The organism is Streptomyces sp. NPDC002309 (assembly GCF_053593375.1).
Map to the genome: position 1 here is coordinate 323,962 of NZ_JBSFCI010000002.1, position 11,847 is coordinate 335,808.

The following is an 11,847-nucleotide window of genomic DNA, read 5'->3' on the forward strand; positions in this document are numbered from 1 at the left end:
CTCGGCTGTGGACGGGGGATCACGCACGACGCCCCGCGGCAGCGCGCCCGTCCGTCTCCGCGAGGGACGACCGATCACGCCGGCCTTCGTTCGTCGCCGTTGTCGAGGCTTCACGCGAGAGAGCGCCGTCCACGCGACTGCGGCGCGGGACCGGACTCGGCCCGTCGGCCTACCGGCGGCGTTTGGGACCGGGCGCGGGGGAACCGGTCATGGCATGAGATTCCTCGTGCGCGAACGGCTCCTCGGTTTCGGTGACGACTACTGGATCGAGGACGACAGAGGCCACAAGGCCTATCTGGTCGACGGCAAGGCGATGCGGGTGCGGGACACCTTCGAGCTGAAGGACACCGAGGGGCGGGTGCTGGCCGACATCCGGCAGAAGATGTTCGCCCTGCGGGACACCATGGTGATCGAACGGGACGGCGAACCGCTGGCCCGCATCAGACGCAAGCGGCTGTCGCTGCTGCGCAACCACTACCGGGTGAGCCTGGTCGACGGCACCGAACTCGACGTCAGCGGCAAGATCCTCGACCGCGAGTTCGCCGTCGAGTACGACGGTGAGCTGCTGGCCGTGATCTCGCGGCGGCTCCTCAGCGTCCGGGACACCTACGGGGTGGACGTCGTCCGGGACGACGCGGACCCGGCGCTGCTGATCGCGGTGACGGTGTGCGTGATCCATCTGGCGGACAAGGAGCGGGAGGGCGACTAGGACGACCGTTCAGCCTCGGGGCCGCTCCAGGCCCAGTACGCGGTCCTTGAGCGCCGGGAACTGCTCGCGGGTCGTGGCGACCTTCCCGGGGTCGAACTCCACGGTGAGGACCTCCTGGCCCGGACCGGCCTGTGCCAGCACCTCACCCCACGGGTCGACCACGATCGAGTGACCGGCCTGCGGAACTCCGGCGTGCCTCCCGGCCGTTCCGCACGCGAGGACGAACGCCTGGTTCTCCACCGCCCGCGCCTGCGCCAGGAGCGTCCAGTGGGAGCGCCGGCGCTCCGGCCACCCGGCCGGGACGACCAGCGTCTCGGCCCCGGCGTCGACGAGCCCGCGGAACAGCTCGGGGAAACGGAGGTCGTAGCAGGTGGCGAGGCCCAGCGTCGTCGCGCCCGGCAGGCGGACGGTCACCAGCTCGTCGCCCGCGCCCATCAGCACGGCCTCCCCCTTGTCGAAGCCGAACCGATGGATCTTGCGGTAGGCGGCGACGAGATCGCCGGAGGGGGAGAAGACCAGCGAGGTGTTGTAGAGCGGACCGTCGGGGTCACGCTCCGGAATCGAACCCGCGTGCAGCCACACGCCTGTGTCGCTCGCGGCCTTGGCCATGGCCTCGTACGTCGGCCCTTCGAGCGGCTCGGCCTCCTGGTCGAACCGCTCGTAGGCGAAGGCCCCCGTCGTCCACAGCTCGGGCAGCACGACCAGGTCGGCGCCGGCCTGTTCTCTTACCAGAGAGAACGCCCGCTGTCGACGTTCCGCGACCGATTCGCCCTCGTCTACGGCGATCTGGATCAGAGAGGCGCGCACACTACCACCGTCCTGGCATTCGAGCCGTCCACACGGGCCTACGATCGTCACACGAAAGCACTGCCGAGGTGCCTCACAGCAGCGTAACTTGGGGGTCCCCTGCTCGAGCGCAGCCGAGAGCCCGGGGGAGTTTCGAGACACCCGCCGAGTGCAGCCACCTCCCACTGGCACCGCCGCCACCACCTGCCCGTGTACCGACCGCCGAGGGGTCCCGTTCCGTGAGTCTGCATCCCACCCTCCAGCCCTACGCCGACGCCTGGACCCACTCCATCGAAGCGATATCCGAGCTGGTGCATCCCCTCGTGGAGGGCGAGTGGAACCGACGGACCCCCTGCCCCGGCTGGTCCGTGCGCGACGTCGTCTCGCACGTGATCGGGCTGGACAACGAAATGCTCGGCGACCCGCGCCCGATCCACACGCTCCCGCGTGACCTCTTCCACGTCACCAACGACCACCAGCGCTACACGGAGATGCAGGTCGACGTCCGCCGCCACCACACGGCGCCCGAGATGACCTCCGAGCTGGAGTACACGATCATCCGCCGCAACCGGCAGCTGCGCAACGAGTCCCGGAACCCCGCCGCCAAGGTGCGCGGCCCGCTCGGCACCGAGCTCACGCTGGAGGAGGCGATGCGGGGTCACGCCTTCGCCGTGTGGGCGCACGAGCAGGACCTGCGCGTCGCCCTCGGCCACCCGGGCAACCTCGACTCCCCCGGCGCCCACATCGCCCGGGACGTCCTGCTGTCCGAGCTCCCGGAGGTCGTCGCCTCCAGGGCGAACGCGCCGCGCAGCTCGGCGGTCGTCTTCGACGTGCACGGTCCCATCGAGTTCCTGCGCACCATCCGCGTCGACATCCAGGGCCGCGGCACCCTGGAGACCGCCCCCGCCCTCGGCCCCGCCGCCACCCTCACCCTCGACTGGGAGACCTACGTCCGGCTGGCCTGCGGCCGCGTGACGCCCGAGGCGGCCGCGGATCGCATCAAGGCGGAGGGCGACCCGGACCTGACCTCGGCGATCCTGCGCAGCTTCACGGTGACGCCGTAGAGGTCACGCCGTAGAGGTCACGCCGTAGGGGTCACGCGCCAGAGGGACAGCGGCAGAGGGACAGCGGCAGAGGCGACGCGGCAGCGCGGTGTCCTCGACACCGCCGAGCGGGGGTCCGGGGGCGACTGCCCCCGGGACGCTCGCCCCGACGCCGCGGGCCTACGCCGGGACGTGCACCGTCTCCACCCGGCTGGCGACCAGCCGTTCCCGCTCCCGCCGCGTCGCCTGCGCTCGCAGCCGCAGCACCTGCGAGAGCCCCAGCGCCTGCAGCACGAACACGGACGAGAAGGCGACGGAGTAGTCGTCCCCGGTCGCGTCCAGCAGCACGCCCACCGCGAACAACGTGGTCATCGAGGCAATGAAGCCGCCCATATTCGTGATGCCGGACGCCGTCCCCTGCCGCTCCGGCGGGTTCGCCGGCCGGGCGAAGTCGAAGCCGATCATCGAGGCGGGCCCGCACGCGCCGAGCACCGCGCACAACGCGATCAGCAGCCACAGGGGCGCGTGGGCGCCCGGCCAGAACACCGCCGCCGCCCACAGCAGCGAGGTCGCCGCCACCGTACCGAGCGCCAGCGGCAGCCGCGCTCCGTGGTGCCGGGCGACGATCTGGCCGTAGACGAGTCCGACGGCCATGTTCGAGAGCACGACCAGGGTGAGCAGTTCACCGGCGGTGGCCCGGGACAGCCCTTGCGCCTCGACCAGGAACGGCAGTCCCCACAGCAGCAGGAAGACCATCGCCGGGAACTGGGTCGTGAAGTGCACCCACAGCCCGAGCCGGGTCCCCGGCTCCCGCCAGGACGCGGCGATCTGCCGCCGCACGTAGGAGGCTCCCCTGTGCGACACCGGTTCCGGCTCGTGCCCCTCGGGGTGGTCCTTCAGGAACAGCAGGAGCAGCGCGAGGACCACCACTCCGGCCAGGGCGCTGCCCGCGAACGCGGCGGTCCAGCCGATGCCGTGCAGCAGCCGGGCGAGGACGAGGGTGGAGACCAGGTTGCCCGCCATGCCCACGAGGCCGGCGAGCTGCGCGATCATCGGGCCGCGCCGGGCCGGGAACCAGCGGCTGCCGAGCCGCAGCACGCTGATGAACGTCATCGCGTCGCCGCAGCCGAGCAGCGCGCGCGAGGCGAGCGCCGTGCCGTAGGTGGGGGAGAGCGCGAAGCCCAGTTGCCCGGCCGTGAACAGGACGGCGCCGAGGCCCAGCACCTTCTTGGTGCCGAGCCGGTCGACCAGCAGGCCGACGGGTATCTGCATACCGGCGTAGACCAGCAGCTGGAGGATCGAGAACGTGGACAGCGCGGAGGCGCCCACATGGAACCGTTCGGCGGCGTCGAGGCCGGCGACCCCCAGCGACGTACGGAAGATGACGGCGACGAAGTAGACCGAGACCCCTGTCGCCCAGGCGGCGGCCGCGCGCCGGCCGCCGGGCGGATCACCGGGCAGGGAGACCGGCGTGGAACTCAACGGACCTCACCCCGCGCGAGGTGCGAGAACCAGCCGATGTGCCGGTGGACCACGTCCACGGCCGCCTCGGCATCCCCGGAGCGCAGCGCGTCGAGGATCTCCTGGTGCTCCGCGAGCGTCTTGGCGATCCGGTCGGGATGGGAGTGCATGACGGCGACGCCCATCCGCAGCTGCCGGTCGCGGAGTTGGTCGTAGAGCCGGGACAGGATCTCGTTGCCGCCGCTGCGGACGATCTCGGCGTGGAAGCTGCGGTCGGTGACGGCGGCCCCGGCCAGGTCCCCGGCGGCGGCCTGCTCCCGCTGCCGCTCCAGCAGTTCCTCCAGGCGCGCGATGAGCCCGGAGGGCGCGGGCACGGCCTTGCGCGCCGCGTGCTCCTCGACCAGCAGGCGGGTCTCGACGACGTCCGCGATCTCCTGTGCGGAGACGGGCAGGACCAGGGCGCCCTTCTTCGGGTACAGCTTGATCAGGCCCTCGGCCTCCAGGCGCAGGAGCGCCTCACGCACGGGGGTGCGCGAGACCCCGACGGCCTCGGCGAGCTCCCCCTCGGTCAGGAGGGTGCCGCCCTCGTAACGGCGGTCCAGGACGCCTTGCTTGACGTGGGTGTAGACACGGTCGGCGGCTGGGGGTTGCCTCACGGCTGCCAGGGTCATGCCGACAGGATAGATACAACACGTACACAAGGCCGGCTCCGTCCATCATGCGGACCCCCATCGCGTCGCCGGCGTCGCCTGCGTCGTCGCGGGAAGCGCTCTCAAGGCTTTACCTGAACGTTTCTCGCCCCGCCGAAATCCCTTGCAACCATTCGTGCTACTTACATGTCATACCCATGCGGCCCGCTGCACTCCCGTTCAACTCGGCCGCACCATAGGGGCATTCGACGTATTCGGGGTATCTCAGTTGATAACCGGCATCAAGGGCATTCGTATCCGCAGAGCCGTCGCCGTCACCGCGACCGTCGGCGCCGTCTTCACCACCGGAGCCCTCACCGCGGCACCCGCGCAGGCCGTGGCCGCGCCCACGATCGTGGCCAAGGGCGGCTACATCATGGACAACGCCAATGGCAGGACCCTGTTCGACAAGTACGCGAACACCAAGCGCGCCACCGGCTCCACCACCAAGATCATGACCGCCAAGGTCGTGCTGTCGCAGCCGAACCTGAACCTGAACGCCACGGTCACGGTCCAGAAGGCGTACAGCGACCACATCGTCTCGAACGGAGCCTCGTCCGCCAACCTGATCATCGGCGACAAGGTCACCGTCCGTCAGCTGCTCTACGGGCTGATGCTGCCGTCCGGCTGCGACGCCGCCTACGCGCTCGCCGACAAGTTCGGCACCGGCTCGACGCGGGCCGCGCGCGTGAAGTCGTTCATCGGCAAGATGAACAGCACGGCGCGCTCGCTCGGCATGACGAACACGAAGTTCGACTCGTTCGACGGCATCAGCAACGGCTCGAACTACTCGACGCCGCGCGACCTGACGAAGCTCGCCAGCAGCGCGATGAAGAGCCCCACCTTCAGCGCGGTCGTGAAGACGAAGACCACGAAGCAGAAGGTCACCACGAAGACCGGCGGCTACCGCTACTACACGTGGACCAACACCAACACGCTGCTCAGCAACTACAGCGGCGCCATCGGTGTGAAGACCGGCTCCGGCAGCATCGCCAAGTACTGCCTGGTCTTCGCCGCCACCCGCAACGGAAAGACCGTCATCGGCACGGTTCTCACCTCCACCTCGGCAACCCAGCGCGAGGCGGACGCGAAGAAGCTCCTGGACTACGGCTTCGCCCGGCTGGGCTGAGCCCGGCCCGTGACCTGAACAGGGCGGGAGCCACGCACCCATGGGGTGCGTGGCTCCCGCCCTGTTCCTGTGCCGCGGCCGTACGGGCTACGCCCAGGTGATCAGGCGCTTGGGCTGTTCCAGGATCGCCGCGACGTCCGCCAGCACCTTGGAGCCCAGCTCGCCGTCGACCAGCCGGTGGTCGAAGCTGAGCGCCAGCGTCATGACCTGGCGGGGCTTGACCTTGCCCTTGTGGACCCACGGCTGGAGCTTGATCGCGCCGACCGCGAGGATCGCGGACTCGCCGGGGTTGAGGATCGGCGTGCCGGTGTCGACGCCGAAGACGCCGACGTTGGTGAGGGTGACCGTGCCGCCCTGCATCGCCGACGGGGAGGTCTTGCCCTCGCGGGCCGTGGCGACCAGTTCCCCGAGGGACGCGGCCAGTTGCGGGAGGGTCTTGTCGTGCGCGTCCTTGATGTTCGGCACGATCAGTCCGCGCGGAGTGGCCGCGGCGATGCCCAGGTTCACGTAGTGCTTGAGCACGATCTCCTGGGCGGCCTCGTCCCAGGACGCGTTGACGTCCGGGTTGCGCCTGATCGCCACCAGGAGGGCCTTGCAGACGAGCAGCAGCGGGTTCACCCGCAGCCCCGCGAACTCCTTGTCCTCCTTGAGCTCCTCGACCAGCCTCATCGTGCGCGTGACGTCGACCGTCACGAACTCGGTGACATGCGGCGCGGTGAAGGCCGAGCCCACCATCGCGGCGGCGGTGGCCTTGCGGACACCCTTGACCGGGACGCGCGTCTCACGGCCGGTGCCCTGCGCCGGCGCCGTCGCCACGGGGGCCTGCGTCGCCGCCACCGGCTGTGCGGCCGGAGCGGGCGCGGGGGCCGCCGCCGCGTGCACGTCCTCGCGGGTGATGATCCCGTCCGGACCGCTCGGCACGATCACCGCCAGGTCGACACCGAGGTCCTTGGCGAGCTTGCGCACCGGGGGCTTGGCGAGCGGGCGCTCCCGCTGCTCCACGACGGGCGCCGCGGCGGCGGCCGGCACGGAAGTGACCTGCGCCGGTGCGGCCGGGGCGCCGTGCCCGTTCAGCTCGGACCGGATAGCGGCCGAGGCCGGCCGGACCGGGACCTCGGGGCCCTTGCGCGGGCGGCGCTTGGTGGAGGAGGTAGCCACGCCGTAGCCCACCAGCACGGGCTGGCGTCCCGTCGGCTTCGGCTCGTCCACCGGCTCGGCGGGCGCCTGCGCGGCCGGAGCCGGTGCCGGTGCCGCGCCACCGCTCACGTCCACCGCGATGATCGACGTCCCCACGTCGACCGTGGTGCCCTCGGGGAAGTGCAGGGCGCGCACGACGCCGTCGTACGGGATCGGCAGCTCGACCGCCGCCTTCGCCGTCTCGACCTCGCACACCACCTGGCCGTCGGTGACCGTGTCACCGGGCTGGACGTACCACTTGAGAATCTCGGCCTCGGTGAGACCCTCGCCCACGTCGGGCATCTTGAACTCGCGCACGGAAGCTTCCGTCATCGTCGTCACGACCCTCTCCTCAGTACGCCAGCGAGCGGTCGACGGCGTCCAGCACCCGGTCCAGGCCGGGCAGGTACTCCTCCTCCAGGCGCGCCGGGGGGTACGGGGCGTGGTAGCCGCCGACCCTGAGCACCGGGGCCTCCAGGTGGTAGAAGCAGCGCTCGGTGATCCGGGCGGCGATCTCCGCGCCGGAGCCGAAGAACACCGGCGCCTCGTGGACGACCACCAGGCGGCGGGTCTTCTCGACCGAGGCCTGGATGGAGTCGAAGTCGAGGGGGGAGATCGAGCGGAGGTCGAGGACCTCCAGCGACTTGCCCTCCTCGGCGGCGGCGTCCGCGACCTCGTGGCAGAGCTTCACCATCGGGCCGTACGCGGCGAGCGTGAGGTCGGTGCCCTCACGGGTGACGCGCGCCTTGTGCAGCGGGCCGGGGATGGCCTCCGTGCTGACCTCGCCCTTGTCCCAGTAGCGCCGCTTGGGCTCGAAGAAGATCACCGGGTCGTCGCTCTGGATGGCCTGCTGCATCATCCAGTAGGCGTCCGAGGAGTTGGACGGGGAGACGATCTTCAGTCCGGCCACATGCGCGAAGAGCGACTCGGGGGACTCCGAGTGGTGTTCGACCGCGCCGATGCCGCCGCCGTAGGGGATGCGCACGACGACCGGGAGCTTGACCTTGCCGAGCGAGCGCGCGTGCATCTTGGCGAGCTGCGTCACGATCTGGTCGTACGCCGGGAAGACGAAGCCGTCGAACTGGATCTCGACGACGGGACGGTATCCCCGCAGGGCGAGGCCGATCGCCGTACCGACGATCCCGGACTCGGCGAGCGGGGTGTCGATGACGCGTCCCTCGCCGAAGTCCTTCTGCAGGCCGTCCGTCACGCGGAAGACACCGCCGAGCTTGCCGACGTCCTCGCCCATGACGAGGACCTTGGGGTCGGTCTCCAGGGCGTGACGGAGCGACTCGTTGATCGCCTTGGCCAGGGCCATCTTCTCCACAGCCATGTTCAGACCCCCTCTACGTCCGCGAACGACGCCTGGTAGGCGGCGAACTGGGCTCGCTCCTCGTCGACGAGCGCGTGCCCGTCCGCGTACACGTTCTCGAAGATGGCGAAACGGTCCGGGTCCGGCATCGCGCGGACCGCTTCGCGCACTCGCCTGCCCAACGCCTCGCTCTCGGCCTCCAGTTCCGCGAAGAATCCCTCGTCCGCGTGGTTCGAGGCCTCCAGGTGGCGGCGCAGGCGCAGGATCGGGTCCTTCGCCTCCCAGGCGGCGCGCTCGTCGTCGTGCCGGTAGCGCGTCGGGTCGTCGGAGGTGGTGTGCGCGCCCATGCGGTACGTGAACGCCTCGACCAGCGTCGGCCCCTCGCCGCCGCGGGCCCGCTCCAGCGCCCACTTGGTGACCGCGAGGCAGGCCAGCACGTCGTTGCCGTCGACGCGGACGCCGGGGAAGCCGTAGCCGCGGGCGCGCTGGTACAGGGGCACGCGGGTCTGCTTCTCGGTCGGCTCGGAGATCGCCCACTGGTTGTTCTGGCAGAAGAACACCACCGGGGCGTTGTAGACCGCCGAGAAGGTGAACGATTCCGCCACGTCGCCCTGGCTGGAGGCGCCGTCGCCGAAGTAGGCGATGACCGCGGAGTCCGCGCCGTCCTTGGCGACGCCCATCGCGTAGCCGGTGGCGTGCAGCGTCTGGGAGCCGATGACGATCGTGTAGAGGTGGAAGTTGTTGCCGTTCGGGTCCCAGCCGCCGTTGTTCACGCCGCGGAACATGCCGAGCAGGTTGGTCGGGTCGACCCCGCGGCACCAGGCGACGCCGTGCTCGCGGTAGGTCGGGAAGACGTAGTCGTCCTCGCGGGTGGCCCGGCCGGAGCCGATCTGGGCGGCCTCCTGACCGAGCAGGGAGGCCCACAGGCCCAGTTCGCCCTGGCGCTGCAGGGCGGTGGCCTCGGCGTCGAACCGACGGGTGAGCACCATGTCGCGGTAGAGACCACGCAGCTCGTCGGGGGTGATGCCGTCGACGTACCGGTCGTACTCGGCGTTCTTGACGCGCTCGCCCTCGGGCGTCAGCAGCTGTACGAGCTCGGGGTCGGTGTCCTGGGCGGTGTTGCGGGTGGTGCGCTTGGTGCCGGCCTTGCTTCCGGCGCTGCGTCGCGGCTTGCGCGCGGCAGTGCTCTCCACGGTCACGTGTGCTCCTCCGTCGGTCCGGCCCCCGGGGTTGCCGGGAAGGCCAGTGCGGCTCACCTGTTCCGTTCCCGTGCACGGGGTGGGTGCCGCTTGGCCGGAACAGGCGTGACAGGTGCCCCGGCGAGCGCCCTGCAACAGTCACGTTACCCAGTGCTCCACATTTCTGTGAAACCCCTCCTGACCTGCGTTTTTGCTTGGAAATCCAAGTAAATCGAAAAGCCTGGGAGGGGGCCCTGGTCACAGCCTTGCAAGGGGGCCGGAACACCGGCACGTTATCCCGCTCACCCAGCTCACGGGAAGAGCCGTATGTGAGACTGGCCTCGTGCACGAAAACCGAAAAATACGGGTATTTCTGCTCGACGACCATGAGGTCGTCCGGCGTGGCGTGCACGAGCTGCTCTCGATCGAGGGCGACATCGAGGTGGTCGGCGAGGCGGGCACGGCGGCCGACGCGCTGATACGCATCCCGGCCACCCGGCCGGACGTGGCGGTGCTCGACGTGCGTCTGCCGGACGGCAGCGGTGTGGAGGTGTGCCGCGAGATCCGTTCCCGGGACGACTCCGTCGGCTGCCTGATGCTGACGTCGTTCGCCGACGAGGAGGCCCTCTTCGCCGCGGTCGTGGCGGGCGCCTCCGGGTATCTCCTGAAGGCCGTCAGGGGCGAGGAACTGCTGTCGGCCGTCCGCGACGTCGCGGCCGGGAAGTCCTTGCTGGACCCGGTGGCGACGGCCCGGCTGCGGAAGCGGCTGCGCGCGGGAGGGAGCGCGTCCGCGGACGACGAGCGGCTCGCCCGGCTCACCGAACAGGAGCGCCGCATCCTCGAATTGATCGGCGAGGGACTCACGAACCGGCAGATCGGCGGGCAGCTGCATCTCGCGGAAAAGACGATCAAGAATTATGTGTCGGGTCTGCTCGCCAAACTCGGCATGCAGAGGCGTTCTCAGGCCGCCGCATACGTCGCGCGGAGGCAAGCCGAGAAGCAGTGACCGCGCTTGTCACGCCACTTGTGACCGAAAGCGACCGTCGGCGACTTCCTGTGACAACGCCCAGTTCACGCGCTCGAAACGTGCCCTAGCATCTGCCGCGTGCAGCGCCCTTGTGTACCACCCGCCGTGCCCCACGCGCCCCCGCTGAGCGCCCTCCTGCGCCAGTACGCGGCCGGCTCCGCCCTCGCCTGCGACCCCGTCGACCAGGGCCTGCTCAACCGGGGCTACCGGCTCTGCACCACCCGCGGCCGCTACTTCCTCAAGCACCACTTCGATCCCGACACCGCCGACCCCTCCGCCATCGAACGCCGGCACCGGGCCACCCAGCGGCTGGCCGACCTCGGCGTCCCGGTGGCCCCGCCGCTCGCCGGACGCGACGGGCGCACGGTCGCGGTGGTCGGCGGCCACGCGTACGCCCTGCACCCGTGGATCGACGGCAGGCACCGGCACGGCGGACAGCTCAGCACCGGGCAGTGCGGCCGCCTCGGGGCCCTCCTGGGCGCCGTCCACGCGACCCTGGAGCGCGTGATGCCGCCGAAGGGGCGCACGGCCCCCGCCGCCGGCCCTCATCCGGTGCGCAGCGCCGACCCCGCCGAGACGTTCCACCTCATCGACGACCTCCTCGCGCGCGTACGCCGGCACCGCCCCGCCGACCCGTTCGACGAACTGGCCCGCCACCGGCTCCTGGAGCGGCGCGCGCTGCTGGAGCGGCACGCCGACCGGCGTCCCCCGCGCGGCGGTTCGGTGGGCTGGGTGCACGGCGACTTCCACCCGTTCAACCTGCTGTACCGGGGAGACGCGCCGGCCGCGATCGTCGACTGGGACCGGCTCGGGGTGCAGCCCCGCGCGGAGGAGGCCGTACGCGCCGCCGCGATCTTCTTCGTACGGCCCGCCGGCACCCTCGACCTGCCGAAGGTGCGGGCGTACGCGCGCGCGTACCTGCGTGCGGCCGGGGCCACTCCCTCGGAGCTGGCGGCGGCGGTGCACCGGGTGTGGTGGGAGCGGCTGAACGACTTCTGGATGCTCCGCTGGCACTACGAGCGCGGCGACCGGCGCGCCGACCCCCAGTTCCCGGCGGCCTCGGCGCTGGCCGTGTGGTGGACGCGGGAGTACGACGCGGTCTGCGCGGCGTTCGCGGACTGACCTCAGTGGCGGCGTACCGGGCGGTGGCCGCGGGAACGGCCCGCGCGCGTGGGGCCCGGTCCTCACGGCGGCGCACGGCCGCCCGATCCTCATCGAACGGCCCGCGCGCGTGGAGCCCGGCCAGGGCGGGAACCCGGCCAGTACCTTGTGCTCGAAGTAGTTGCCAGGTTCACGTTCTTTGTTCTGGGGAAGGCCACCCTTGTCCGACGGCACCG

The 11,847-nt window shown here is 70.9% G+C and carries 11 protein-coding genes; 5 read left to right on the forward strand and 6 right to left on the reverse strand.

The features are described from left to right. The first annotated feature begins 214 nt into the window (after window positions 1–214). Entirely contained in the window at window positions 215–709 is a 495-nt protein-coding gene (locus ACWCPM_RS02995; protein ID WP_450974361.1) for an LURP-one-related/scramblase family protein, read from the forward strand. A 9-nt stretch (window positions 710–718) separates the two neighbouring features. Here ACWCPM_RS02995 and ACWCPM_RS03000 read toward each other — a convergent pair whose 3' ends face one another. After that, a complete protein-coding gene (locus tag ACWCPM_RS03000; protein WP_450974362.1) occupies window positions 719–1,516 on the reverse strand; it encodes a carbon-nitrogen family hydrolase in 798 nt (265 codons plus the stop codon). A gap of 218 nt (window positions 1,517–1,734) precedes the next feature. On the opposite strand from ACWCPM_RS03000, the gene ACWCPM_RS03005 reads away from it, so the two are divergent. Continuing rightward, the gene (locus ACWCPM_RS03005) at window positions 1,735–2,559 is read left to right on the forward strand and encodes a maleylpyruvate isomerase family mycothiol-dependent enzyme (protein WP_450974363.1); all 825 of its coding nucleotides are present in this window, start codon (window positions 1,735–1,737) and stop codon (window positions 2,557–2,559) included. Between the two features lie 159 nt (window positions 2,560–2,718). On the opposite strand, the gene ACWCPM_RS03010 is transcribed toward ACWCPM_RS03005, so the two are convergent. Together ACWCPM_RS03010 and ACWCPM_RS03015 are read right to left on the reverse strand one after the other, a co-directional pair. Beyond that, window positions 2,719–4,020, reverse strand: coding sequence for an MFS transporter (locus ACWCPM_RS03010; RefSeq protein WP_450974364.1), 1,302 nt, complete (start codon window positions 4,018–4,020; stop codon window positions 2,719–2,721). Then, on the reverse strand, window positions 4,017–4,670 hold the full coding sequence (locus ACWCPM_RS03015; RefSeq protein ID WP_450974365.1) for a GntR family transcriptional regulator: 654 nt from the start codon (window positions 4,668–4,670) through the stop codon (window positions 4,017–4,019). Before ACWCPM_RS03015 ends, ACWCPM_RS03010 begins: the two co-directional genes overlap by 4 nt. A gap of 247 nt (window positions 4,671–4,917) precedes the next feature. Between ACWCPM_RS03015 and ACWCPM_RS03020 the strand changes: the two genes are divergently transcribed. Next, the gene (locus ACWCPM_RS03020) at window positions 4,918–5,817 is read left to right on the forward strand and encodes a D-alanyl-D-alanine carboxypeptidase family protein (protein WP_450974366.1); all 900 of its coding nucleotides are present in this window, start codon (window positions 4,918–4,920) and stop codon (window positions 5,815–5,817) included. Window positions 5,818–5,904: 87 nt separating this feature from the next. Here the strand turns inward: ACWCPM_RS03020 and ACWCPM_RS03025 are convergent, their stop codons facing one another. From ACWCPM_RS03025 to pdhA, 3 genes are read right to left on the reverse strand one after another with little or no spacing between them, the layout of a single operon-like run. Then, on the reverse strand, window positions 5,905–7,335 hold the full coding sequence (locus ACWCPM_RS03025; RefSeq protein ID WP_450974367.1) for a dihydrolipoamide acetyltransferase family protein: 1,431 nt from the start codon (window positions 7,333–7,335) through the stop codon (window positions 5,905–5,907). A gap of 10 nt (window positions 7,336–7,345) precedes the next feature. Beyond that, window positions 7,346–8,326, reverse strand: coding sequence for an alpha-ketoacid dehydrogenase subunit beta (locus tag ACWCPM_RS03030; RefSeq protein ID WP_450974368.1), 981 nt, complete (start codon window positions 8,324–8,326; stop codon window positions 7,346–7,348). A 2-nt stretch (window positions 8,327–8,328) separates the two neighbouring features. Then, window positions 8,329–9,504, reverse strand: coding sequence for a pyruvate dehydrogenase (acetyl-transferring) E1 component subunit alpha (pdhA, locus tag ACWCPM_RS03035; RefSeq protein ID WP_450974369.1), 1,176 nt, complete (start codon window positions 9,502–9,504; stop codon window positions 8,329–8,331). 322 nt (window positions 9,505–9,826) lie between these two features. On the opposite strand from pdhA, the gene ACWCPM_RS03040 reads away from it, so the two are divergent. Together ACWCPM_RS03040 and ACWCPM_RS03045 are read left to right on the forward strand one after the other, a co-directional pair. Beyond that, complete coding sequence (locus ACWCPM_RS03040; RefSeq protein ID WP_450974370.1) at window positions 9,827–10,489, forward strand: response regulator; 663 nt, start codon at window positions 9,827–9,829, stop codon at window positions 10,487–10,489. Between the two features lie 126 nt (window positions 10,490–10,615). After that, the gene (locus ACWCPM_RS03045) at window positions 10,616–11,632 is read left to right on the forward strand and encodes a phosphotransferase (RefSeq protein WP_450974389.1); all 1,017 of its coding nucleotides are present in this window, start codon (window positions 10,616–10,618) and stop codon (window positions 11,630–11,632) included. Window positions 11,633–11,847 lie beyond the last annotated feature (215 nt).